We start from the raw sequence: 24,576 nt of genomic DNA, 5'->3' as shown, positions 1-24,576 counted from the left end.
CCCACGGCCCGGGCACCCCATCCGGGTCGTCGGCGTTTCCACGGTCGGGAAATCAAACCGAACCGCCCTACTGGCCAACGGAGAAAAGGGGAGAATACGGCGCGCAAAGATTCCGAAATCCAGTCTCTCCGGTTCGGAATGGATGGTGAAAACCGCCGGAACCCCGCGCCTTTCGGCGCAAGGTCTCGGAGAATGAGATGTCTTGAAGATGAAGTGGCGGAGGGGAGGAGGCTGGAGGAGAACCTTCTCCAAGCCAATCCATATTTATACGTATCTCAGCTATATTTCACATCCACCGTCAGCACATAGCCGCCACCGCGCACCGTCTTGAACAATTCGGGCGTTTTGGGGTCAGTCTCCATCTTGCGGCGCAGGCGGCCGACCTGGACGTCGATGGTGCGATCGAACGGCCCAGAAACCCGCCCTCGCGCCAGGTCAAGCAACTGGTCGCGGCTGAGCACCTGATGGGGATGGCGAAGGAAGGCCAGCAGTAGGTCGAATTCGCCGCTGGTTATTTCCGCCAGGACGCCGTCAGGTGAGGTCAGACGGCGGCGGGAGACGTCCAGGTGCCAGCCGGAAAATTCCAGGATTTCGACTGGTTCATCTGCTGGCGTGGGTTCTCTGGGGGCGCTCTGCATCATCTGACCAGCCCGGCGCAGGACAGCGCGGATACGGGCCAGAAGTTCGCGGGTGCTGAACGGTTTGGCGAGGTAGTCGTCGGCTCCCATTTCCAAGCCCACTACCCGGTCTGTCTCGCTGCCCATGGCGGTCAACATGATGATCGGCAGGCTGGTTGTAGCCCGCAGGTGGCGGCACAGTGACAGGCCGTCCTCACCCGGCAGCATCAGGTCGAGGATCACCAGATCGGCAGCCTCGTTCACTAGCGCCTGGCGCATGGTATCGCCGTCGCCTGCCGTGGCAACGGTGTAGCCTTGTCCCGTCAGGAATTGGGTCAGCAGGGCGCAGATCTCAGGGTCGTCATCGACAATCAGGACATGGGTCATGGCACGCCCTCCTGCGGCAAGGTCACGGTGACACGCAAGCCGCCTTCCTGGCGGTTCTGGAGGAGAATATTGCCGCCATGAGCGCGGATGATGCCGCGGGCCACTGTCAGGCCCAGGCCGATTCCTCCGGTCTTGCGGTTGCGCGAGCCTTCGACCCGGTAGAATGGGCCAAACACCTTGTCCAGTTCGGCTTCGGGAATGCCGGGGCCGGAATCCTCGATCACCACCTCGACGGCCTGATCGGTCGCATGAGCCCTGACCTTGGCCTGCCGGCCGTAGCGGGCGGCATTTTCGATCAGATTGGCCAGCGCTCGTTTGATCGCGGCGGGGCGGCAGGCGCAGACCAAGCGCCGCTCCCATTCAAATTCCGCCGCGAGGCCCATGTCGGCGGCGTTGTCGCAGATGGCCTCCAGCGTGGCGGCGAGGTCGATGGTCTCGGTCGTTTCATCGACCGCCTCGCCACGGGCGAAATCCAGGGACGAGGCCACCATGGTTTCCATCTCGTCCAGGTCGCGCAACATCTTGTCGCGCCCCTCACCCTCGGGTAGCAGTTCTGTACGCAGACGCAGGCGGGTGATGGGGCTACGCAGGTCATGGGAGATGGCAGCCAGCATCTGGGTTCGATCCTCGACGAAGCGACGGATACGGCTCTGCATTTCGTTGAAGGCCGCTACGGCGCGGCGAACCTCGCGCGGCCCGCCCTCGGGCAATCGGGGAGCATTGACATCGCGGCCCAGGCGGTCAGCTGCGGTGGCGAAGGTGGCCAGCGGGCGGCCCACCCAGCCGGTGGCCCAGGTGCCGAACACCAGGACGGCGACCATCATCACCAGAGTCGAAAGGGCGGCATGGGGCGACCACAGGGTGGCGGCACGGACCATGGCCATGTCGAAGTTCACCCAGGTTCCGCTCTCCAACTGGAAAGACACCTGCATAATCCGGTCATGGGGGAAGCCGGCAGCTAAGTTCCGCCAAAATCCAGCTTGCTCTCCGCTTTCCGTTCGGTGATGCACCACATGCAGGCGGGGATGCTCCACCGCCCCAAAATAGGGCTGCAGTGCCGTTTGCATCAACGACAGTTCCTCCTCATCCTGGTGAATGAGACCGACCTTGGGCTGGTCCGACAGGGTGATTTCGGTCAGTGCCCCACCTAGCCCACCGACGATGGCGCCTCGGTCTTGAGGAGAAGCCCGCTCGATTAGATGGGCGATGACGGCAATATGATCGGCGCACAGGCGTTCGCTGGTTTCGATGAGAGTATCATGGCGGTCGGAGGACAGCACCCAGGTGCTGGCGATGTGCGACAGCGTCAGCCCGATCAACAGGACGATCATCGTCCGACCGGCGATGGAATCGGGAAGCAATGACCTCATTCGAGAACTCTCCGGTCTTTCGGACTTACAGATCATCATTACCGCCACCGTGGCTACGGTGCGAGAGGGGATTTGGTAAAGAATCGTGTCTTGCTCATTTACATAAATTTACACGCCATCCTTCTCCCTGGGGCGTATACCGATTGTCAGGTTTGACTTGATCGGGAGCCGACGATGCGACTGAAGTTGATGGCGGTGATGAGCATGGTGGTGGGCCTGGGTGCCGCCTCGAGTACGGCCTTGGCCGACCCCAAGGATTACCGTTTCGAGGCGGTGGATTCTCAGGTGGCGGTCTCCTCCACAGCCACGGTAGCGGTACGACTGATCCATCTGCCCGATGGCAAGCCGGTGGCGGGCGCCATTCTCTTTCAGCCCAGGATGGAAATGCCCATGGGTAACATGGCCCCAATGCCGACCAAGGTGGCGCCCAACACTCCTGATGGGAAGGGCATCTACCCTTTCACCGCGGATATCGGCATGGCGGGGCCTTGGACCCTAACGGTGTCCGCCAAGGTCCAGGGTGAAGCCACGACCATTTCGGGATCCGTGCCCTTCGTCGCGGCCGCGGCTGCCCACAGTAGCGCCGACCACAAGCACTGATACCAATCGGAAGAGGAAAATATGGCGATGAACCGGCGAAATCCTGCGGTAACGGCTTTGGTCGCGGTTGGACTGATGTTCGCATCGGCAGCCAGGGCGGAAGAAGGCCAACATCGTCATGATCATCAGGCCAATGCTGCCGTTGGCGGTACGGTCGATGACCTAATCTCCATCGCCCGCCAGATGAGCCCAGAGCTTCAGATTGCCGCCCTGGAGGCTGCTGCTGCTCTGGCCAAGGTCGATGGCGCCGGTTCGCTGGCCGACCCCAAGGTGTCGCTGGCGGTCGAGGATTGGAGCACCAACCGCAATGGCGGCAATTTCCCCTCTAATCCGGCCTCACAGACCACCAAGAAGCTGCGGGTCAGCCAGGAATTGCCGTTCTGGGGCAAGCGCGACCTGAAGCGCGAGATCGCCGAGGCCGGGGCGCGCAAGGCCGCCATCCTCAAGCGGCAGGTGGAGAACGAGTTGGTGGCCAAGGTCAAGGTGGCCTATGCCGAATACCATTCCGCTCACTTGGCAATTGATGCCGCCCGTGATCTTCGGGGGCGCTTGGACACCCTGGCCAAGTTGGCGCGGGCCCGCTACGGCCAAGCCCTGGGGCGGCAGCAGGATGTTACCCGCTCCGAGGTCGAGAAGTCGGTGCTGGACACCGAGATCGTCCGCATGGACGGTGAGCGCCGCAAGGCCCGGGTCAAGATCAACCGCCTGCTGGCCCGTCCGCTCGATGCTCCCCTGGTGGAAGCCCCGGCACCGCGCGTCATCCCGGCCATGGAAGCCCTCGACCTCACCGCCTTGACGGATCGGGCCCAAAGCGCCAATCCCGAGATCATCGCGCAGCAAGTGACCATCGAGGGCTCGGACAAGGCACTTAGTTTGGCCGAGAAAAGCTGGTATCCCGATTTCGAGTTGACCGCCGGGGCGGTCAAGCGCGAGGGCGAATGGCGCGGCTATGAGGCCATGGTCGCCATGAACATCCCGCTGCAATGGAACCTGCGCACTTCAGAAATCGGCGAGGCCAAGGCCATGGCCGGCGCCGCCCGGACCAAACGCGAGCTGCGCGCCCTCGAACTGGGCAACGAGGTAGCCGATGCCTGGATCAGCCTGAAATCCGCCCGCGAGGTGGAGAGGCTGCTGCGCGAAAGCCAGTTACCCCAGGCTGAGATCGGCTTTCAGGCCGCCGCCAAGGGCTATGAACTGGGGCGGTCGGATCTGATCGACGTGCTGCAGACCGAGCAGCAGTTGTGGAAATCTAACATCGACCTGATCAAGGTGCTGTTCGAGCAGCAGATGCGCTTGGCCGAACTGGAGAAGCTGGTGGGAGGCGACCTATGAGCACCACACGCGCCATCCTGCTCGGCGGTGTCGCCGTTATCGCCGCCCTGGGCGGCGGCTACTGGCTGGGCCGTTCCGGCCAACCGCACAAAGCCCCGGCGACCAATACCGCCACACCGCCAGCTGCCGCCGGCTCCCATACCGGCCACGACGCGGCGGCGCAGGTCGCTAAAGAGCGCCAAATCTTGTTCTACCAGCATCCCGACGGCAATGCCGATTACTCGCCGGTGCCCAAGAAGGACGATAAGGGCCGCGACTACACCCCGGTCTACGCCGATCCCGAGCCGGAACCCGTTGCCGCCAAGCCGGCTGGCAAGGGCAAGATTCTCTACTATCGCAATCCCATGGGTCTGGCCGACACCTCCCCGGTGCCGAAGAAGGACGGCATGGGCATGGATTACGTCCCGGTCTATGAGGGTGAGGACGACGGCACCACCCTGAAGGTCAGCCTCGACAAGGTCCAGAAGCTGGGCGTCCGCACCGAGGCCGCCCGGATGACCACCCTGGCCCGCTCCATCCGCGCCGTGGGCTCGGTCCAGGTGGACGAGCGCAACCTCCATGTGGTGGCGTCCAAGTTCGAGGGCTACATCGAGCGCCTCAACGTCAACCAGACCGGTCAGGCGGTCAAACGCGGCCAGTCGCTGATGGAGGTCTACAGCCCCGATCTGGTGCTGGCCGAGCAGGAATTCCTGGTAGCCGCCACGGGGGCAAAATCCCTGGAGAACGCCAGCCCGGAGGCCCGCGATGCCGCCCGGTCCCTGGCGGATGGCGCCCTGGCGCGGCTGAAGAACTGGGACATCCCCACCGCCCAGATCGAGAAGCTGCGTCAGGGTGGCCAGATCACCCGCACCCTGTCTTTCGCCGCGCCAGCCTCGGGCATCGTGCTGGAGAAGCGGGCCATCCAGGGCATGCGTTTCATGCCGGGCGAGATGCTCTACCAGATCGCCGATCTTTCCACCGTCTGGGTGATCGCCGAGGTATTCGAGCAAGATCTGGCTCAGGTCAATCTCGGCCAGACCGCCCGCGTCAATTTTAACGCCCTGCCGGGTCTGACCTTCACCGGCAAGGTCACCTTCCTCTATCCCACCGTGACGCCTGAGACCCGCACCGCCAAGGTACGGATCGAACTGCCCAACCACGACGGCCACCTGAAGCCCGCCCTCTACGGCGCGGTGGAGCTGGCCTCGCCTGTGGCCGACCGGCCGGTCCTGACCATCCCCGACTCGGCAGTGTTGGACAGCGGCACAAAGCAAGCGGTGCTGGTGGAGCGCGGCGAAGGCCGCTACGAACCGCGCGAGGTCAAGGTCGGCGTCCGGGCCGGCGGCCTGATTCAGATCCAGGAAGGCCTGGCCGAAGGGGAAAAGGTGGTGGTGAGCGCCAACTTCCTGATCGACGCCGAGAGCAATCTGCGCGCCGCACTCCAGAGCTTCCACAACCACTGAGAGTGGGAAGAGCCCGATCATGATCGCCGCCATCATCCGCTGGTCCGCCAAGAATGTCTTCCTGGTGCTACTAGCCACCCTGTTCATTGTCGGCGCCGGCACCCTGGCGGTGAAGCATCTGCCGCTGGACGCCCTGCCCGACCTCTCCGACGTGCAGGTGATTCTCTATACCGAGGTGCCCGGTCAGGCCCCCCAGGTGGTGGAGGACCAGGTCACCTATCCGCTGACCACCGCCATGCTGAGCGTGCCCCGCTCCAAGACGGTGCGCGGCTTTTCGTTCTTCGGGGTCAGCTTCGTCTACATCATCTTCGAGGACGGCACCGACATCTACTGGGCGCGGTCGCGGGTGCTGGAATACCTCAGCTTCGCCGCCAAGCGCCTGCCGGCCGGGGTGACCCCGACACTGGGCCCCGACGCCACCGGCGTGGGCTGGGTCTACCAGTACGTGGTGCTGGCCAAGGACCGCACTCTCGCCGAACTGCGCACCACCCAGGACTGGTATCTGCGCTACCAGCTGGCCAAGGCCGAGGGCGTGGCCGAGGTGGCCGGCGTCGGCGGCTTCGTCCAGCAATACCAGGTGGTGGTCGATCCCCAGCGCCTGCAGGCCTACAACATCCCGCTGGCCAAGATCACCGAGGTCATCCGCAAGAGCAACATCGACGTGGGCGGCCGGGTGGTAGAGCTGGCCGAGACCGAATTCGTGGTGCGTGGCCGCGGCTATCTGCGCGGCATCGCCGATATCGAGCAGTTGGTGCTGAAGTCGGAACGTGGCACCCCGGTGCTGCTGCGCGACGTGGCTCGGGTCGAGCTCGGCCCCGACGAGCGGCGCGGCCTGACCGAACTGAACGGCGAGGGCGAGGTGGTCAGCGGCATCGTGCTGCAACGCTTCGGCCAGAATGCGCTGGACGTCATCGAACGGGTCAAAGCCAAGATCGCCGAGGTTTCCTCCGGCCTGCCCGAAGGCGTCACCATCAAGGCGGTCTATGACCGCTCCGACCTGATCCTGCGGGCCGTCGAGACCCTCAAGCACACCCTGATCGAGGAAAGCCTGATCGTCGCCGCCGTTTGCCTAGTGTTCCTGCTGCATCTGCGTTCGGCCCTGGTGGCCATCATCATGCTGCCGGTGGGCGTGCTGATCGCCGCTATCGTCATGCAGGCCCTGGGCATGACATCGAACATCATGAGCCTGGGCGGTGTCGCCATCGCGGTAGGGGCCATGGTGGACGCCGCCATCGTCATGATCGAGAACGCCCACAAGCATCTGGAGCGCATGAAACCGGGCGACAGCCGGGCCGAGGCCCTGATCGCCGCCGCCATCGAGGTGGGGCCGAGCCTGTTCTTCGGCCTGCTGATCATCACCGTGTCGTTCCTCCCCGTTTTCACCCTGGAGGCCCAGGAGGGACGGCTGTTCAAGCCGCTGGCCTTCACCAAGACCTTTTCCATGGCGGGGGCGGCGCTGCTGTCGGTGACCCTGGTGCCGGTGCTGATGATGCTGTTCATTCGGGGCAAGATCATTCCCGAGCACAGGAATCCCATCAACCGGGCCCTGATCTGGAGCTACCGGCCGATGATCACCGGGGTGATGAAGGCCAAGATCGTCACCATCGCCGTGGCCTTGGCCGCCCTGGCAGCGTCGTGGTACCCGCTGTCCAAACTGGGCAGCGAGTTCATGCCGACGCTCAACGAGGGCACCCTGCTCTACATGCCGACCACCCTGCCCGGCCTGTCCATCACCAAGGCGGCCGAGTTGATCCAGACTCAGGACAAGATCATCAAGAGCTTCCCCGAGGTCGAATCGGTGTGGGGCAAGGCCGGTCGCGCCGGGACCGCCACCGATCCTGCCCCCACCGAGATGTTCGAGACGGTGATCAACCTCAAGCCCGAGGCAGAGTGGCGGCCCGGCCTGACCACCGACAAGCTGATCGCCGAAATGGACAAGGCCTTGCAGATGCCCGGCGTGTCCAACGCCTGGACCATGCCGCTGCGTGCCCGCATCGACATGCTGTCCACCGGCATCCGCACCCCCATCGGCATCAAGGTGTTCGGCAAGGATCTGGACGAGATGGAGAAGATCGCCCGCCAGATCGAGGCGGTGGTGCGCACTGTTCCCGGCACCACCTCGGCTTATGCCGAGCGTATCGGCGGCGGCTTCTACCTCAATATCGAACCCGACCGCGCCCAACTGGCCCGCTACGGCATCACCATCGGCGATTTCCAGGAGGTGATCCTGACCGCGCTCGGCGGCGAGACCGTCACCACCACGGTGGAGGGGCGCGAGCGCTTCTCGGTCAATGTCCGCTATCCCCGCGAGTTCCGCTCCGACCCCCAGGCCATCGCCGACCGGGTGCTGGTGTCGGGCATGGACGGCGCCCAGGTGCCTTTGGGCCAGTTGGCCAAGGTACGGCTGTCCAAGGGCCCCGCTGGCATCCGCACGGAGAACGCCCTGCTGTCGGCCTATATCTACGTCGACATCCGCGACCGCGATATCGGCGGCTATGTGGCCGATGCCAGGAAGGCGGTGGCCGAGTCGGTCAAGATGCCGCCCGGTTACTTCGTCACCTGGTCGGGCCAGTTCGAGTACATGGAACGCGCCATCGAGAAGCTGAAGATCGTGGTACCGCTGACCATCGCCATCATCTTCCTGCTGCTCTACCTCAACTTCAAGCGGGTGACCGAGACCCTGATCGTCATGCTGTCGCTGCCCTTCGCCCTGGTGGGCGGGCTGTGGCTGCAATGGGTTCTGGGATACAACATGAGCGTGGCTGTGGCGGTGGGCTACATCGCCCTGGCTGGCGTCGCCGCCGAAACCGGCGTGGTGATGCTGATCTATCTCGACCACGCCCTGAACGAATTGAAGGCCAAACGCGTCGCCGAGGGGCTGCCCTTCACCCGTGCCGATCTCTACGAAGCCATCATGGAGGGCGCGGTGGAGCGGGTGCGGCCTAAGATGATGACGGTGGTGGCGATCATGGCCGGTCTGCTGCCCATCATGTGGAGTACCGGCACCGGCTCGGAGGTGATGCGCCGCATCGCCATGCCCATGGTCGGCGGCATGGTGTCGTCCACCATCCTCACCCTGATCGTCATCCCGGCCATCTACGGCCTGATCAAGCAGCGGGGTCTGCCGAACCGAAAGGAAGAGGCTCATGAATAGGCGCTCCATCACTTTTATCGCGGCGGGCCTGTTCACCGCCATCGGCGGGGCCGCCGCTATTGCCCTCTCGACCTTCGACGTATCGGCCCGAACCCGGCATTGGCCGGCGACCACCTGGGCGATCGAGACGATCCGGGACCATTCCATCCGCAACGCCGCCGCTGGCATTGCCGTGCCGGCCGGGCTGGAGGATCGGGTCAGCATCATGGCGGGTGTCGAGCACTACCGTGCCCATTGCGCCGTCTGCCACGGCGCTCCCGGCATCGAGCCGGACGTCATCGCCCGCGGAATGTACCCCGCGCCCCCCGATCTTCGCCATGCGGCGGAGCATCGTGGCCCGGCCGAACTGTTCTGGATCGTCAAGAACGGCATCAAGATGTCGGGTATGCCCGCCTGGGCCGATCACGGTGATGAGGAATTGTGGCCGGTGGTCGCCCTCATGCTGCAACTGCCCAAGATGACGGAGGCGGAGTACGTCAGACTTACGGCTGAGATCGATCAAGCCGCCGGCCATCACCAGCATGACACGGGGGCGATGCCTACCCCCGCCGCCATACCGGTGGCGGAAGCAGCCGCGCCGACACACAAGCATGATGGTCATTCCCACTCCCATGGCCATCACTGACGACGCAAACGGGTGAAGCTGACGAGGACAACATGACGACCGGCCGGCTGCGAGGATTGAGGCGCAAGATCGTCGGCCTGATCGGGCTGGGCGGCATCGTCCTGGCCATTCTTGGCGGCGGGATCACCTACATGGTGGAGATGGAGCGGCTCGACAGCTTGGTCGAGCGGTTGGCCCGTGATCAGGCCCTTCACCTCATCCACGCCCTGCGCGGGAGCCAAGGCGCGACCGGAGCGCCCACCCTGGCGACCGGCGGCTTCCTTTACCTCCGGGTCGATGCGGGCGATGGAAGTCCCACCCAGGAAATCCGGCAAGGCGATATGCCCACGTCCGCCCGGCAGCGGCTCGACACCCTGCTGTCCACGGCGGATGTCGAGCATAGCCACCTCAACTTCACCGATGGCGGCCGAACCTACATGCTGCTGTCGTTTCCCCTTGCCGATACCGTCGGCCGGTTCACCGGCCTTTACCGCGTCGAGGAGCCCCTGGCCCGTGAGTTGTTCCGGCAGGTCGTGTGGTCCGTGGCGGGTGTTTTCCTCATCGTCGTCACCTCGACCCTGATCCTCATCCCGCTCATCCTCGGGCTCGAACGACAGGTGCTGCACCATGCCCGCGATGCCATCGAGGCCAATCTCGATGCGCTGGTCACCCTGGGCAGTGCCATCGCCAAGCGCGACAGTGACACCGACGCCCATAACTACCGGGTCACCCTTTATGCCATCCGCCTGGCTGAAAGCATGGGGCTGGGGGCCGAGCGGATTCGCCACCTGATCCGCGGCGCCTTCCTGCACGATGTCGGCAAGATCGCCATTCCCGACCACATCCTGCTCAAGCCCGGCTCGCTGAGTCCCGACGAATTCGAGGTGATGAAAAGTCATGTTCGCCATGGCGTCGATATTGTCGCCCAGTCCCGTTGGCTCGCTCCGGCCGTCGAGATCATCGGCGGCCATCACGAGAAATTCGATGGAAGTGGCTATCCGCAGGGCCTGACAGGGGAGAACATCCCGTTGCTGGCCCGGATCTTCGCCATTGCCGACGTCTTCGACGCCCTGACCTCGATACGGCCCTACAAGCTGGCCTTTCCCCTTGAATTGGCCAGCAACCTTCTGGCGGAGCAGCGCGGGCGGCATTTCGATCCGCAACTGCTGGATCGCTTTCTCGACCGTGCCAATGAGCTTTACGCCCATTACGGCAACGGCACCGACCGGGATATACGCAGGGAACTGGCGGTCGAACTGAAACGCTATTTCGGATGAACCAGACAGGATGAAACCCATGATCCCTCGACGTCTCATTCTCGCCGGTGCTGTCGCTCTGGGCGCTGCCGCCACCTTTGTCGCGTTCCAGCCGTCACCCGTCGCGGCACGCGAGGCCGTCGTTTACAAGAATCCGCAATGTGGCTGCTGCAAGGGCTGGGCGACCTACCTTCAGCGCAATGGCTACAAGGTCACGGTCATCGACGTCGACAACATGGAAGACCTGAAACGGCGCCTTCAGGTGCCCGACAGCCTGCATTCCTGCCACACCGCCAAGATCGATGGCTATGTGGTGGAGGGTCATGTGCCGGTGGAGGCCATCGACAAGTTGCTGACCAAGCGTCCCAGCTTCACAGGGATTGCCTCGCCGGGCATGCCGTCAGGTTCCCCGGGAATGGACGGCCCGAAGGAGGACAATGTCGTCAAGGCTTTCGGCCCCGGTGGGATCAGGGTTTTCGGGATATATTGATCCTCAGGCTGGCTTTACAAATCTTTACACGCGCTGTCGTCTGCCATTTACGTACAGGTGGTCCAATAGGTGTGTCGCGGGAAGCAGGGGCCCCACAGGGGGGCAACGCCCCGCCCACCGAGGAGACTAAAATGAAGAAGCTCATGATCGCCGCCGCCGTCCTCGCCGCCATCGCGGTCGCGCCGGCCTTCGCCCAGACCAAGTCGGAACCGCTGGACCCTCACACCTTTCCGTCGGGTGGTGACCACCAGATGAACAACGACACCAAGCCGGCCTATGGCGCCAAGAATATCCCGGTCGATACCCATTCCCAGATCATGACGGGTCCAGAGCATCAGATGGGGCCGCAGACGAAGCCGGCCCACGATGCCAAGAACGTCCCGCTGGATCCCCATACCCTTCCGTCGGGCGGGGATCACCAGATGCCCGTCACGCCGCCCGCCAAGAAGTAGGGACCGCGATTATCCGGTAATGGATGGGGCCGGACTTCACGGGCCGGCCCCATCTCTCGATCGGAACTTACAAAACTTTACAATTCAGGTCGTTGACGATGTCCGAAGCCCTGTTCCAATGGGGCAGTCGCAGGACGCGACGGAAATCGAGAAGGAGATTGACCATGAAGACCCTGTTCGCCGTTGCCGCCGTTACCCTGATGGCCATCGCCGCGACGTCCGCTTCCGCCGCCCCGGCTTGCGAAGGCCAAGTTGCGGAAATGCAGGCCGCCTGGAAGGCCGTGCCGCATCCCTACAGCAAGCTGGCCGAAAAGAAGACCCGAGCCGATCACGACCACAACGCCATGTCCGAAACCTATATGAACGGGCAGATGCGTCAGGCCGAGTCGCTGTGCAAGGGCGGCAATGACCACGAGGCGATGCTGCGGCTCGATGTGGTCCGTGCCTGGCTGAAGCTCCCCGAGATCACCCATCCGACCGAGCACAATTACCAGCCGAAGTAAGTCCAGTGAAGCGGCGTCATCACCCCCGACGCCGCTTCGGGGCGAGAACGGTCATCGGCGCCGACCGTTTTTGCGGGCGAGCGATGATGGTCGGCGCTCCCCCCTCGCCGAGCCATCATCGCCTCTCCACACTCCGCAACACTGACCCCAGAAAGCGCCTAATGTCCAAGAAGCTCACCATCCTGATCGTCGCAGTACTGGCGCTTGCCGCCTGTGAGCCCACGGGGCGCTACCGCAACGCCGATTCCGAGCGCTCCCCATCCTACGGCGGTACCGGTCATTCGCATTAGGGCGGGATAAAAGAGGGAATATCGGGCTGCGCACACCCTCGACGGCCCGATGGGGGCGATGGTGGCGGGGCTTTCCCCCGACTGAACCCACCATCGTCTTCCTCCTCAGGCGGATGTTTACAAAAGTTTACAATCGCCGACATCAGCCATTTACATGGCGATGCTGTGATGGTGGCACCCCAGGGAGGGAGGCCACCATGGAAACGACCGGCACTGAATCGTCGAAGGGCTTGGAGGGCTAAGGACATGCTCGACCAGCTCACGATCTTCAAGATGGCGCGGGCGCGCATGGACTGGGCCGCCCAACGACAAGAGGTGCTGGCCGGGAATGTGGCCAACGCCAACACCCCACGCTATCTGCCAAGGGACGTCAGGAAATTTGACTTCAAGGAAATGCTGGCCGAGGTTCAGGCACCGCCGCTCGCCACCACCCATTCCCAGCATATCGCCGGTCCAGCCAGTAATCCCCTTGCCGTAGAAACCACGCGCAAGCCTTTCGAGAGCACCCCGAACGGCAACGGTGTGGTGCTGGAGGAGCAGATGGCGAAGATCAGCGACACCAAGGGCGCCCACAACATGGCCGCCGACATCTACCAGAAGAACCTGAAGATGATGCGCCTTGCGCTCGGTCGCACCGGCGTTTGAGGAGGATGGTCATGGACCCCTTGATGAACAGTTCGAAGATCGCTAAATCCGGCCTGAAGGTACAGTCGCAGCGGCTGCGGGTGATTTCCGAGAACCTCGCCAACGCAGATTCCCTGGCCCAGACTCCCGAGGGGCTGCCCTACCAGCGCAAGACGGTAACCTTCAAGAACGAACTCGACCGCGAGATGGGAACCAAACTGGTCAAGGTGGACAAGGTCCGCCCCGATAACGCCGAATTCCAGCGGCGCTATGATCCCAAGCACCCGGCCGCCGACCGCGACGGCTATGTGCTGGCCCCCAACGTCAACCCGCTGATCGAGATGATGGACATGCGCGAGGCCCAGCGCAGCTACGAGGCCAATCTCCAGGTGATCCAGACCTCCCGGACGATGATGGACCGGACGATGGACCTGCTCAAATAGGCCCGGCCAGAGGAGGTTGACATGACGGCATCACGACTCATTCCTGCCCTGGTGATCGCCTTGCTGGCGCCGCCGCTCTCCCTGGGAACGGTACATGCCGGCGAGGTTACCGAGGCCGAAGCCTGCCAGACCCAACTCGATGAACTCGGCGCCAACCTGCGGGGCGCCCCCATGGGAGCAATCGGTCGGCCCGGACAGCCCCCAGTCAAACTCGATAACGGGAAGTGGTATCCGGTCTCCGAGATTGATTCAATTCGGCAGGAGTTGCACCGGGCGGCAAGGCTATGCCGGGAAGGAAAAACGCACGAGGGCCTCAACGAACTGAATCTGGTCCGGCGGCATTTCGACCTTGCCGCCCTGCCGCATCCGGAAAGCCATGGAGTCCAGAAGTAGAGCCCGGGCCCCTCCAGCACGGAGTTGCCGCCATGACACGCACACCGCTCATCGTCACCCGCTCCCTCTCGTTCAACGGTATTGGCGTCGAAGCCGCAACGGCGGCTCTGGCTGCCCTCGGGGGCGGCGCCGATATTGACGCCGAATCCAGAGGAGCACGGCTGATAATCCGCTATGACCTTCGTCGCTTGCGTCTCGACGATATCGAGAAAGCAATAGCGGAAGCCGGGGGGCGGCCCGCCGGAGGCATCTTCGAGAAAGTCCGGCGGAGTTGGATGCGGTTCACCGATGAGAACCGGCTGAACAATGCCGAAGCGCCGTCGCATGGTTGCTGCAACCGGCCCCCGAGGGGGAAATAACTACGACGGTTGGACCGGCAATCGGATTTGCTGGAAGATCATCCGGCGGCAGTCGGCGATCTCGACCACGATGGCGTCGTCCCGAGAATGCTCCACGTCAAGCGATGTGACCGGATGGGCCGTCGCCAGGACGTTGGAGACATCCACGAAAAGGCCGGGGGCGGCGGCCTCATCGATAGTTGCCACCCACTCCAGACACTGCCCCCGCCATCCCCTGGAAAAGCCCAGTTGGGCGAGGGCGATCGCCGTCATTACCGATCTGGAGGCTTGGCCGAAGCGAACGGTGATCCGCAACATACCGGCCTCCTCCAGTCCGGCCACCGCTCACCGCCGATGTGTGCTGGTCGAACTGACGACCTTCTTGTAGAGCTTCTGGTTGGGTGCCATGGGGAACGGGAAGGAGGCGTCAACCGGTTGGAGCCCATGGCGGCGCAGAAGATCGTCCTCCTTGCCGGCGAACACCACGTTGCGACGAAGGTGGGACGGATAGGGGTAATGACCGAACGAGGCGGAGAAGAACAGCAGCCCATCCTTCTTCAGCAGGGCCGCCATGGCCGCCACCGCCTTCTCGACGTCGAAAATGTGCTCCATCACCTCGGTACAGACGCCGAAGTCGAAGCTTTCCTTAAAGGGATGGGGAAGACTGGACATGGCCACGTCGAGTTCCAGGTACTCGACGTTGGTGACGCCCATACGCCGGTCCTTCCAGCGGGCGAAGTCCAGCATCTTGCTGGAGAAATCAACCAGCAGGCAGCGCCCCGTGCCGGTGGTGGCCATCAGGGTGGTCATCAGACCGGAATTGCCGCCAAAGTCGAAAGCCGCCTTCGGTTTGATGTGGGTGACCGCCCAGAACGGTAGGGCCTGGAGGGCCAGTTGCAGATTATCCGAGATCAATTTTCGGAAGGTGCAGCCCACCGGGAAAGCCAGGCTGTCATAGAAACTCTTCAGGGTATCCGCCGAAAGATCGTCCTCATCGGCCGCCAGATTCTTCCAGCCGGTGTCGAAAATTTCGCCGGTCTGGGCAGCCAGCGTCATCATCTCGGCCGGAGTCGATTTGGCGTAGATGGCGTAGAGCTGCCAGATCAGATCAGGAATGGATGTCCCCTGCGGCGCTCCAACCGCGACGAGCAGTCTGGGATAAATCGCCTCGCGGATCTTGAGGGCGACCTTCTCCACCTGGACCGTCTGCTCGATCAGCGCCAGAATTTTCTGCGCGGCACCAAAATTCAGCTTCCGATATTGGTCCTGAAAGTGAATGCACCCTCGGGACAGGTCTTCCGGGTTGAGGATCGACATCCTACCGTCATTGCGGTTGATTACCGCCGCATGACGTACATAGGTTTCATCAGCATTTGGGGCGGCCAAGCCCGTAAAGATCAGGTCAATGACATCCGCTTGCGCCACGTATCCCCCCTTGGCATTGGGAAACCATGCCCAAGACCATACAGATTTTGGGAGGAACGATGGTGTAATGAAGTGTAAATATTACCTCTATCCACGGTTACAAAACTTTACATTCCTCCCTTCCGAGCCAAGGGGGCGCGGGCTTATTGCAAATGCGCCGAATGCTTGCATCATAGGGGCGGGGAAAATGCCGGAGATCTGGTGGTGGATCCTATCCGTGAATTGCTGACACGTTGGCGCGACGATCCCGGCGGCACTTATCGCCTGTGGTTCCTGTGGGAGGAGCGGCTGAAGAATTTTCGCTCGATCCGCCGGGGCGTCGCCCAAGTGGTGGCGGAGATCGAGACTGGCACCTTCGGCAATGCTTACAAGGGGTCGTCGCTGGAAACGGCGGTGGGGGCCATCGCAGAGCAGCGGCAGATATTCAAGGGGGCGGATCATGCCTTCCTGTGGAAGCCGAAGCTGCGGATTCCCGACATCTATGAGAACCGGGACAACCAGCTGGCCTTCGCCCGCTGCCTTGCCGCCTGCGCCTGCTGTAGCGGCGAGGATGCGGTGATCGCCGCCATCCGCAGGCTCGATTCTCAGGCCATCAAGGGATTGGGGCCGGCGGTGGCCAATCTGCTCTACTTCCATCACCCGACCATCATCCCGCCGTTCAACACCGCCATCGTCAACGGTTACAACGCGCTGACCGGGGCCAAGGTCAAGCTGGGGCGGTGGGAAGAATACCTGGCCATGCGCGCCGGAATCCTGGCGCTCAACGCCAAGTACCGGGATCTGCTGTCCAATGATCTCGGCGCCGTCGCCGGCTTCCTGTTCGACATCGGCAGTGGGCGTTATCCGCCGCCGCCCTTAGCCGACGACGAGACCACCCGCAATGCCTGGAAGAGCGATCTGGCCCAGGTCCGGGCGGAAGGGGCCAAGTCCGAAAAAATCCTGGCCGCCGCCCGCCAGAGCGATCTCACCCACACCGAGGTGCAGGCGTGGCTGCGCGACCTCGGCCGCTCGCTTGGCTTCGACGTCTGGGTCGCCACCAACGACCGCAACCGGCCCTTTGCCAATGGTCGGCTGTCGGATGGCTGCCTTGCCGTGCTGCCACCGGCCATCGACCAAGCCCCAGGTGCCGATGCCATCCGCCTGATCGACGTGCTGTGGCTGGAGCGTGGGACGCCCAAAGTGGTCGGCGCCTTTGAGGTCGAGCACACCACATCCATCTATTCCGGTATTGTCCGTCTGCTCGACCTCGCTCTCGGAAGCGACTTGCATTCCCCCAACGGCCTGTTCCTGGTTGCCCCCGACGACCGTGAAGGTGAGGTCTGCGCCCAACTGGCCCGCCCGGCCTTCAGCCGTGTCGGCGATCTTAAAGTGCGGTTCCTGCCCTACGGCGAATTGAAGGCAAATCGCGAGGCCATGGCCCGCTTCGGCCAGGGTATAAAGGCGGTCGAGGCGGTGTCGCGGGTATTGGTGTAATGTCTCCGGGGATTGGGCCGGAGGCGCTTTTATGAGGAGCATCGCCGAATGCAAGAAAGGCTCACTTCACCCCACTGTCATTAAAATGCGTTCATTTGCCAGCCCGTTTCCTGCATGCTATCCAATCAGATGGTGATAACTGCAAGGATCGCCTCGGTGTCCCGTTTGATGTCCTCCCTACCGGTTCGGAAGCTGGCTGCGCTGCTCAGCCTGCTGATGATCCTGCTTGGGGGGCCGGCGGGCGGGGCATTCGCCTTGTGCCTTGGCGGCGATGGGCATCTGGCCATCGAGGCCGCCCAAGCCCGGCATCACGATCACGGATCGACGGAAGGCATTTCTGCCAAGCATCATCTAAATGCTGCGGTCGATTGCATCGACATTCCCCTGGTCCAGTCCGCTCCGCCGATCATCAAGAAGCAGACTATCCCTGCTTCGGACGTGGCTCTGCCCGTCTCGCCGGCTCCGTGGGTCCTTTCCCCCAAGGAGCCGCCGACCATTGTCGCCGCCTTTCCCACGGAAGGGCCGTCGCTTGACCCGCGCTTGGTCTCCCACCGCTCGGTGGTTCTGCTGAACTGAGCTTTCTCCGGCAACCGAACGTCTTTGCGCGTCTGCCTTCGGGCGGATGCGTTCGTCCCGCGTTTGATTACGGAGATCTCTCCATGCGTACCAATGCTCTGATCATCGTGCTGTTCGCCGTGGCACTGTCGGCCTGCACCTCCACCCCCAGCATCCCTCTGACCAAGCGTCTGGAGGGCAAGACACCTGAAGATCGTCAGGAAATCCTAAGGCGCGCCTGCCTGACCGAAGCCGACTGGAATCTCGACCAGACCGCCGCGCGGATGCCGGCCAATGCTCAACACCGTTACCGTGATTCCAACACCACCCGCGAGACCAGCCATTTGCGGGCTCTGTGCCGTGAGATGGCCGACTTGCCCGCTATCCAGGGGCGCTCCCCCATCGAGACCAAGCGGCGGGCCGACCTCGCGGAGAAGTGCCGCCGGGAAACCGACGATCACCTCGATCTCCGCAGCAGGGAGAGCGCCGCCCACATGGTCCGGGTGCAGGAAATCTGCGAAGCCATGACCGGGTTCGATCTTCCCGCCCAGACGGATTAAAGCCCTCTTTTCCCATCCCCCCAAGAGGAGACCACACCATGTCCCGTTCCTTTGCCGTCATCGCCGTTGCCGCCGCCCTGATGTCCGCTCCGGCCATTGCCCAATCGTCCAAGGCCAAGTCCTGCGAACTGCTGCCCGAACTGAAGCAGGGTCTCAAGCATTTCGACGGCAAGCCCGCCGACCGCGACCGCGCCAAGTGGCAGATCGAGACCGCCGAGAAGCTGTGCAAGGACGGCAAGGCCGGCGAGGCCAAGGGCTACATCGACGTGGCCCACGGCCTGGTTCTCAAGGACCACAAGCATTGAGGCCGCTCTTCCACCCCGTCCTGGCGGCGGCCTTGGCCCTGGCTCTTCCGGCCTGGGCCGAGACCGCTCGTCTCGACGAGCAAACCGCCATCGCGGCGGCGCAAGCGCGCGACGACCTTCGCAACGCCACCGAAGGCGCGGTCGATGCCGCCAGGGCCGAGGAGGACGAGGCGGGGCTGTGGCCCAACCCTACTTTCGAATACGAGCGTGATCGCACCAAGGGGGCCGGTGGCGCCACGGTGCAAGACACCTACCGCCTGTCGCAGCCGGTGGACGTCTCCGGACGGCGCGGCCTGCGCCAGGACGCCGCCGGTCGGCGGTTGGATGCCAGCCGAGCCGAGACCCGGCAACGATATCGCGAGGCGGGGGGCGAAGCCCGCAAGCTGTTCCACACCGTGCTGATGCGCCAGCAGGCCAAGGAAGCGGCCGCCCGCTGGGCCACGCGGCTGGGCGAGGCCGAAACCGTGCTGGCCAAGCTCAGGACCGGCCGCGAGGTGTCGGGCTACGACGTGCGGCGCCTGACCCGCGAACGGGTGGCCGCCGAGGCCAAGGTCAGGGCGCTGAACGCCGATCTGGCCGAAGCGTGGGAGCGCCTGCGCGCCCTGATGAACTGGCCCGCCGGCACCGCCATGCCCCGGATCGAGGGAGCCCTGCTGCCGCCCCCGCCGCTCGGCCTCGACGACCTGATGTCGCGCATGGAGGATCGTCCCGACCTCCAGGTATTGCGGGCCAAGGTCGCCGCCTCCGACCTGGACCGCCGGGCCGCCGACCGGGGCTGGGTCCCGGACCTCACCCTGGGGGCCGGGCTGAAGCAGGTGGATCAACCGGAGCGCAGCGACCAGGGCGTGCTGCTCACCATCTCGGCGCCGCTGCCGCTGTTCGACCGGGGGCAGGCGGCCAGCCGCAAGGCCGCCGCCCAGTCCCGCGCCACCGCCGCCGATATGGCCCTGGCCCGCGCCAAGGCCGAGGGCGAAATCCGCGGCTTGTGGCGCCGAACGGCTGAGTTGCGCGAGACGGCGCTGAAGTTCCGGGAAAGCTCACTGCCGGCGTCTCGCGACCTGTCGCGCATTGCCGAGGGTGCCTACCGGGCGGGCGAGATGAATGTGCTGGAACTGCTCGATGCCCACAAATCCCTGCTGGAAGCCGAAACCACCGCCATCGAACTGGAGTTCGGCGCCCGCGAGGCCCACACCGAACTGACGCTTGCCACCGGAGAGACCTCCCAATGAAAAAGCTGATCATCGCCTTGGCCGCCGGCGCCGTACTGGGCGGAGCCGGCGTCTACGCCACCGTGGCCCGCCCTCCCGCCGTCAAGCCTCCCCATGCCGGGGAAGGCCAAGCTCACGCCGGCGAGCATGCCCATGCCGAGGAACGCCTGTCCTCGACCACCTACGCCGCCAATACAGAACTGTTCATGGAATATCCGGTTCCGGTGGCGGGTGAGGCCGGTGATTTCGTCCTGCATTTTACCCGGCTGGCTGATTTCAAGCCGGTGGAGGGCGCCGAGGCCGTCATCCGCCTTTCGGGTGGCGGGCAGCCGGACGAAACCTTCCCGGCCATGGCCGACAAGCCGGGTATCCTCCGCGCCCTGGTCATTCCCAAGGCGGCGGGGCAGCGGCGGCTGAGCGTGTCCTTGCGCGCCAAGGACGGCGCCGACGACCACGATTTGGGCGAAATCGCGGTCCATGCCGACGACGGCGCGGCCAAGACCGCCATGGACGAGGCCGGCCACGCGGAAAAGGAGGGTGGCATTGCCGTCACCAAGGAAGTCCAGTGGAAGATCGAGTTCGCCACCGCCGAGGTCCGTTCCCGCCTGATCCGGGACTCGGTGGCCGCCAGCGGAACCATCCGGGCGCGAGCCTCGGACGAGGCGATCATCGCGGCGCCCGGTGCCGGGATGCTGGCTCCGTCGCCCGACTTCCCGCGCATCGGCCAAAGCGTTGAGAAGGGGCAGGTTCTGGCCTGGCTGGTGCCGCAACTGGGCGGTGAGACCGATTCCGCCACCCTGGAGCTGGGGCAACGCAAGGCCCGTCTCGCCCTCGACCTGGCGATGCAGGAGCGCCAGCGCCTGGAGGGGTTGTTGAAGATCGAGGCCATCCCCGAACGCCGGGTTGTCGAGGCCCGCAATCAGGAAGCCGCCGCGCGGGCGGAAATGGACGCTGCCGGCAAGCGCATCGCCCCCTACCAGGGGGCCAAGGGCGGCATCGCGCTCCGTGCTCCCGTCTCGGGCCGCATCGCGGCGGTCAACGCCCAGCCGGGGGCCACCATCGGCCAGGGTCAGCCCCTGTTCCACATCGCCGGTCTGTCCCGGCTGTGGCTGGAGACGCAGATCCCCGAGGCCCAGATCGGGCGCATCCGTGATCCCCTGGGGGCGTGGTTCACCGCCGACGGCTACGAGGGCGCCACCCTCATCGAGCATGGCCGCAATGGCCGCCTGATCGCCCTGGGCGGCGTGGTTGATCGGGAAAGCCGTACCGTCCCGGTGCTGTTCGAGTTCGACAATCCCGAGGAGCGCTTCCGCATCGGCGCCTATGCCCAGGCCCGTGTCTTCACCGGCGCCGCCGAGGAAAGCCCCGCCGTTCCGGCCTCGGCCATTCTTGATGATAACGGCGCGCCTGTGGTGTTCGTCCAGACCGGCGGCGAGTCCTTCGAGCGCCGTCCGGTGGTGCCCGGCCTGCGCGACGGCGATTTCGTCGCCATCCGGAACGGACTCTCGCCGGGCGAGCGGGTGGTATCCAAGGGCACCTATCAGGTGAAACTGGCGGCCTCGGCTCCGGCCTCGCTGTCCCACGGCCACGCGCATTGAGGAAACCCAGTCCATGATCGCCTATATCATCCAGTGGTCGCTGCGCTCGCGGCTGTTCGTGCTGGCCGCCGCCGCCCTACTGCTGGCCTGGGGAACCTATGAAACGCTGCGCATGCCGGTGGACGTCTTTCCCGACCTCACCGCGCCCTCGGTCACCGTCGCCACCGAGGCCCACGGCATGGCGCCCACCGAGGTGGAGCGGCTGGTGACCTTCCCCATCGAGACGGCGCTGAACGGCGCGGCGGGAGTGCGGCGCGTGCGGTCCTCCACCGGCGTCGGCCTTTCTACGGTGATCGTCGAGTTCGACTGGGGCACCGACGTGCTGACGGCGCGGCAGATCGTCGCCGAGAAACTGCAACTGGCCCGCGCCTCGCTGCCGCCCGACGTGGCGGCGCCGGTCATGGCGCCCGCCGCCTCGGTGATGGGCGAGATCTTGTTCATCGCGCTCCGCTCCGACCGCCACGACGGCATGGCGTTGAAAGGGGTAGCCGACTGGAGCGTGCGCAAGCGTATCCTGGCGGTGCCCGGCGTGGCCGAGGTTCTGCCCATCGGCGGCGACGAGCGCCAGTATCAGGTGACGCTGCGCCTCGACCGGCTGGCCGCCTATGGAATCACCGTGGACGAGGTGCTGGCCGCCCTGAAGGACGGCAACCAGAACGCTCCCGCCGGTTTCTACGCCGAGGGCGGGCAGGAATACCTGATCCAGGGCCTCGGGCGCATCAGTTCGCTGGACGACATCGGCGCCACGGCTGTGGGACGGCGTGGCGGCATTCCGGTGCTGGTCCGCGACGTGGCCGAGGTGGTGGTCGGCCCCGGCATCCGGCGCGGCATCGGCTCCAACAACGGCCGCGCGGCCGTGGTGTTGGGCATCCAGAAGCAGCCGGGCGCCAATACCCTGGAACTGACCCGGCGTCTCGATTCCGTGTTCGCCGATATCCGCAAGACCCTGCCCGATGGCATGGTGCTGGCCACCGACATCTTCCGTCAGGCCGACTTCATCAATGTCTCGGTGCGCAATCTGGTGGATGCGCTCAGAGACGGCGCCATCCTGGTGGTGGCCATCGTCTTCGCCTTCCTGATGAACGGCAGGGCCACCCTGATCACGCTCACCGCCCTGCCGCTCTCCCTGGTGGCGGCCATCCTGGCCATGAAGTCCATGGGGGCCTCCATCAACACCATGACGCTGGGCGGTCTCGCCATCGCCCTGGGCGCCCTGGTGGACGACGCCATCATCGTGGTGGAGAACATCGTCCGCCGCCTGGGCGACAACCGGCGCTTGGCCCCCGATCGGCAGCAATCCCCGGTCCATGTGGTGTTTGAGGCCACCCGCGAGATCCAGGGCTCCATTGTCTTCGCCACCCTGATCATCATGCTGGTGTTCCTGCCGCTGTTCTTCCTCACCGGCGTGGAAGGGCGGCTGATGGTTCCCCTCGGTCTCGCCTACGTCATCTCGCTGGCCGCCTCCCTGTTCGTCGCCATCACGGTGACGCCGGTGATGGCCTCGCTGCTGCTCGTCCGCCGCAAGGAGGGCGAAGCTGGGCACGAGCCCGCCCTGATCCGCTGGCTGCTGGCCCGCTACGACCGCGTGCTGGCCTCCACGCTCACCCGCTGGAAGGCGGTGGCCTGGGGGGCGGGCATCGCCCTGGCCTTGTCCATGGCGGCGCTCTCCATGGCGGGCAAGGCATTCCTGCCCGACTTCAACGAAGGCACCCTGACCATCTCGGCCTCCACCCTGCCGGGAACCTCGCTGGAGGAATCGGCCAGTCTCGGCCAATTGGTCGAGGACGCCCTGCTGCGCCAGCCCGAGGTGACGGCGACGGCGCGGCGCACCGGTCGCTCGCCGCTCGATCCCCACGCGCTCGGCATCCACGAATCCGAGATCGAGGTCAGTCTGGCAATGAAGGAGCGGAGCAAGGAGGATTTTCTCGACTCCCTGCGCCGTGACTTCGCCCAGATTCCCGGCATGAACATCATCGTCGGCCAGCCCATCTCGCACCGCATCGACCACATGCTGTCGGGCAGCCGCGCCAATATCGCCATCAAGATCTTCGGCACCGATCTCTACGACCTGCGCCGGGTGGCGGGGCAGGTGAAGGCGGCGGTGGAGAAGGTTCCCGGCGCCGTCGACGTCTCCGCCGAGCAACAGACCGACATCCCCTTCCTGACCGTGAAGTTCAACCGTGCCGCCATCGCCCGGCACGGCCTGACGCTCCGCCAGGTGGCCGATTCCATCGAGACGGCCTTCGCCGGGGTCACGGTCTCCAAGATCATGGAGGGCCAGGCCACCTATGATCTGGTGGTGCGTTACGACCCTCGGGTGCGGGGCAGCATGGAGGCGATCCGCGAGACCCTGATCACCACTTCGTCCGGCGCCCGCCTGCCCCTGATCGCCCTGGCCGATATCACCAAGGACCGGGGCCCCAACAGCGTCAGCCGCGAGAACGTCCAGCGCAAGATCGTGGTCACCGCCAACGTGGCGGGACGCGACCTCGGCGGCGTGGTCGAGGAGATGCGGGCCAAGGTGGAGGCCGAGGTCAAGCTGCCCGAGGGCTATCACGTCGAATTCGGCGGCCAGTTCGAGAGTGCCGCCGAGGCTACCCGTACCCTGGGCCTGCTGAGTCTGGTGGTGGTGGTGGGCATCTTCCTGCTGCTGTTCCTGGCATTTCGTTCGGTCAAGGATGCCCTGCTGGTCATGCTCAACCTGCCGCTCGCCCTGATCGGCGGCGTGGCGGGGGTCTACCTGACCGGCGGCGTGATGACCATCGCCGGGCTGATCGGCCTGATTACCCTGTTCGGCATCGCGACGCGCAACGGCGTGATGATGATCGCCCATATCCACCATCTGGCCGAGCGCGAGGGGGTGAGCGACCCCGCCGAGGCGGTCAGGCGCGGCGCCCGTGAACGTCTGGCGCCGATCCTGATGACGGCGCTGGCCGCCGGTCTGGCCCTGATCCCGCTGGCGCTTTCCGGTGGGCAGCCGGGCAGCGAGATCCAGGCTCCCATGGCGGTGGTGATCCTGTGCGGGCTGGTGTCCTCGACCATCCTCAACATGGTGGTGGTGCCGGCCCTCTACCTGCGGTTCGGCTCCATCCGCCGGGAAATCCTGCGCCATGACACGGTTCGCCGCCGCGCCACGGACATGGCCTGAGGAGGGGAA

The 24,576-nt window shown here is 64.6% G+C and carries 25 protein-coding genes; 21 read left to right on the top strand and 4 right to left on the bottom strand.

Annotated features, from left to right (window positions below; genetic code table 11):
• Nucleotides 1-275 precede the first annotated feature (275 nt).
• Nucleotides 276-1,004 (bottom strand): response regulator, encoded by a 729-nt coding sequence (locus tag CP958_RS16900; RefSeq protein ID WP_009871150.1) that lies wholly within the window; start codon nucleotides 1,002-1,004, stop codon nucleotides 276-278.
• Nucleotides 1,001-2,374 carry an ATP-binding protein gene (locus CP958_RS27075; RefSeq protein ID WP_160295528.1) on the bottom strand — a complete coding sequence of 458 codons (1,374 nt, stop codon included), beginning with the start codon at nucleotides 2,372-2,374 and terminating at the stop codon, nucleotides 1,001-1,003. The genes CP958_RS16900 and CP958_RS27075 overlap by 4 nt, the downstream gene beginning before the upstream one ends.
• Before the next feature lie 174 nt (nucleotides 2,375-2,548).
• On the opposite strand from CP958_RS27075, the gene CP958_RS16890 reads away from it, so the two are divergent.
• The 14 genes from CP958_RS16890 (at nucleotide 2,549) to CP958_RS16830 (ending at nucleotide 14,316) form a co-directional block, all read left to right on the top strand.
• Nucleotides 2,549-2,974: a FixH family protein gene (locus CP958_RS16890; RefSeq protein ID WP_096703374.1), complete on the top strand. Its 426-nt coding sequence runs from the start codon at nucleotides 2,549-2,551 to the stop codon at nucleotides 2,972-2,974.
• 75 nt (nucleotides 2,975-3,049) lie between these two features.
• Nucleotides 3,050-4,306, top strand: coding sequence for a TolC family protein (locus CP958_RS16885; protein ID WP_160295529.1), 1,257 nt, complete (start codon nucleotides 3,050-3,052; stop codon nucleotides 4,304-4,306).
• The gene (locus tag CP958_RS16880; protein WP_009871154.1) at nucleotides 4,303-5,748 is read left to right on the top strand and encodes an efflux RND transporter periplasmic adaptor subunit; all 1,446 of its coding nucleotides are present in this window, start codon (nucleotides 4,303-4,305) and stop codon (nucleotides 5,746-5,748) included. The genes CP958_RS16885 and CP958_RS16880 overlap by 4 nt, the downstream gene beginning before the upstream one ends.
• Nucleotides 5,749-5,767: 19 nt before the next feature.
• On the top strand, nucleotides 5,768-8,902 hold the full coding sequence (locus tag CP958_RS16875; protein ID WP_009871155.1) for a CusA/CzcA family heavy metal efflux RND transporter: 3,135 nt from the start codon (nucleotides 5,768-5,770) through the stop codon (nucleotides 8,900-8,902).
• Nucleotides 8,895-9,527 carry a cytochrome c gene (locus CP958_RS16870; RefSeq protein ID WP_009871156.1) on the top strand — a complete coding sequence of 211 codons (633 nt, stop codon included), beginning with the start codon at nucleotides 8,895-8,897 and terminating at the stop codon, nucleotides 9,525-9,527. Before CP958_RS16875 ends, CP958_RS16870 begins: the two co-directional genes overlap by 8 nt.
• A gap of 32 nt (nucleotides 9,528-9,559) precedes the next feature.
• Complete coding sequence (locus CP958_RS16865) at nucleotides 9,560-10,783, top strand: HD-GYP domain-containing protein (protein WP_009871157.1); 1,224 nt, start codon at nucleotides 9,560-9,562, stop codon at nucleotides 10,781-10,783.
• A 19-nt stretch (nucleotides 10,784-10,802) separates the two neighbouring features.
• Entirely contained in the window at nucleotides 10,803-11,252 is a 450-nt protein-coding gene (locus CP958_RS16860; RefSeq protein ID WP_009871158.1) for a DUF411 domain-containing protein, read from the top strand.
• A gap of 131 nt (nucleotides 11,253-11,383) precedes the next feature.
• A complete protein-coding gene (locus tag CP958_RS16855) occupies nucleotides 11,384-11,704 on the top strand; it encodes a hypothetical protein (RefSeq protein ID WP_009871159.1) in 321 nt (106 codons plus the stop codon).
• A gap of 164 nt (nucleotides 11,705-11,868) precedes the next feature.
• The gene (locus tag CP958_RS16850) at nucleotides 11,869-12,207 is read left to right on the top strand and encodes a hypothetical protein (protein WP_009871160.1); all 339 of its coding nucleotides are present in this window, start codon (nucleotides 11,869-11,871) and stop codon (nucleotides 12,205-12,207) included.
• Nucleotides 12,208-12,368: 161 nt separating this feature from the next.
• Nucleotides 12,369-12,497: a hypothetical protein gene (locus CP958_RS27380; protein WP_269078874.1), complete on the top strand. Its 129-nt coding sequence runs from the start codon at nucleotides 12,369-12,371 to the stop codon at nucleotides 12,495-12,497.
• Nucleotides 12,498-12,743: 246 nt separating this feature from the next.
• A complete protein-coding gene (locus tag CP958_RS16845) occupies nucleotides 12,744-13,142 on the top strand; it encodes a flagellar basal body protein (protein WP_009871161.1) in 399 nt (132 codons plus the stop codon).
• Nucleotides 13,143-13,153: 11 nt separating this feature from the next.
• Nucleotides 13,154-13,564, top strand: a complete 411-nt coding sequence (gene flgC, locus CP958_RS16840) for a flagellar basal body rod protein FlgC (protein ID WP_041040847.1) — start codon at nucleotides 13,154-13,156, stop codon at nucleotides 13,562-13,564.
• A 21-nt stretch (nucleotides 13,565-13,585) separates the two neighbouring features.
• Nucleotides 13,586-13,957 (top strand): hypothetical protein, encoded by a 372-nt coding sequence (locus CP958_RS16835; protein ID WP_041040849.1) that lies wholly within the window; start codon nucleotides 13,586-13,588, stop codon nucleotides 13,955-13,957.
• 32 nt (nucleotides 13,958-13,989) lie between these two features.
• On the top strand, nucleotides 13,990-14,316 hold the full coding sequence (locus CP958_RS16830) for a hypothetical protein (RefSeq protein ID WP_041040851.1): 327 nt from the start codon (nucleotides 13,990-13,992) through the stop codon (nucleotides 14,314-14,316).
• Here the strand turns inward: CP958_RS16830 and CP958_RS16825 are convergent, their stop codons facing one another.
• Together CP958_RS16825 and CP958_RS16820 are read right to left on the bottom strand one after the other, a co-directional pair.
• Nucleotides 14,317-14,613, bottom strand: coding sequence for a hypothetical protein (locus tag CP958_RS16825; protein ID WP_041040853.1), 297 nt, complete (start codon nucleotides 14,611-14,613; stop codon nucleotides 14,317-14,319).
• Nucleotides 14,614-14,640: 27 nt separating this feature from the next.
• Nucleotides 14,641-15,720, bottom strand: a complete 1,080-nt coding sequence (locus tag CP958_RS16820) for a class I SAM-dependent methyltransferase (protein ID WP_141400554.1) — start codon at nucleotides 15,718-15,720, stop codon at nucleotides 14,641-14,643.
• A gap of 201 nt (nucleotides 15,721-15,921) precedes the next feature.
• Between CP958_RS16820 and CP958_RS16815 the strand changes: the two genes are divergently transcribed.
• From CP958_RS16815 to CP958_RS16785, 7 genes are all read left to right on the top strand, one after another.
• A complete protein-coding gene (locus tag CP958_RS16815) occupies nucleotides 15,922-17,193 on the top strand; it encodes a hypothetical protein (RefSeq protein ID WP_041040879.1) in 1,272 nt (423 codons plus the stop codon).
• A gap of 156 nt (nucleotides 17,194-17,349) precedes the next feature.
• Nucleotides 17,350-17,769: a hypothetical protein gene (locus tag CP958_RS16810; protein ID WP_141400553.1), complete on the top strand. Its 420-nt coding sequence runs from the start codon at nucleotides 17,350-17,352 to the stop codon at nucleotides 17,767-17,769.
• Nucleotides 17,770-17,852: 83 nt separating this feature from the next.
• Nucleotides 17,853-18,308, top strand: a complete 456-nt coding sequence (locus tag CP958_RS16805) for a hypothetical protein (RefSeq protein ID WP_096703370.1) — start codon at nucleotides 17,853-17,855, stop codon at nucleotides 18,306-18,308.
• 38 nt (nucleotides 18,309-18,346) lie between these two features.
• Nucleotides 18,347-18,613 (top strand): hypothetical protein, encoded by a 267-nt coding sequence (locus CP958_RS16800; protein WP_096703369.1) that lies wholly within the window; start codon nucleotides 18,347-18,349, stop codon nucleotides 18,611-18,613.
• Nucleotides 18,610-19,842, top strand: a complete 1,233-nt coding sequence (locus tag CP958_RS16795; protein WP_141400552.1) for a TolC family protein — start codon at nucleotides 18,610-18,612, stop codon at nucleotides 19,840-19,842. Before CP958_RS16800 ends, CP958_RS16795 begins: the two co-directional genes overlap by 4 nt.
• Nucleotides 19,839-21,419, top strand: coding sequence for an efflux RND transporter periplasmic adaptor subunit (locus tag CP958_RS16790; RefSeq protein ID WP_096703367.1), 1,581 nt, complete (start codon nucleotides 19,839-19,841; stop codon nucleotides 21,417-21,419). Before CP958_RS16795 ends, CP958_RS16790 begins: the two co-directional genes overlap by 4 nt.
• A gap of 13 nt (nucleotides 21,420-21,432) precedes the next feature.
• Nucleotides 21,433-24,567, top strand: coding sequence for an efflux RND transporter permease subunit (locus CP958_RS16785; RefSeq protein WP_096703366.1), 3,135 nt, complete (start codon nucleotides 21,433-21,435; stop codon nucleotides 24,565-24,567).
• Nucleotides 24,568-24,576: the final 9 nt, after the last annotated feature.

The organism is Magnetospirillum sp. 15-1, assembly GCF_900184795.1.
In the GTDB taxonomy this organism is placed as follows: Bacteria; Pseudomonadota; Alphaproteobacteria; order Rhodospirillales; family Magnetospirillaceae; genus Phaeospirillum.
The sequence above is the reverse complement of the archived record's forward strand: the minus strand, read 5'-3'. Positions and strand labels throughout refer to the sequence as shown.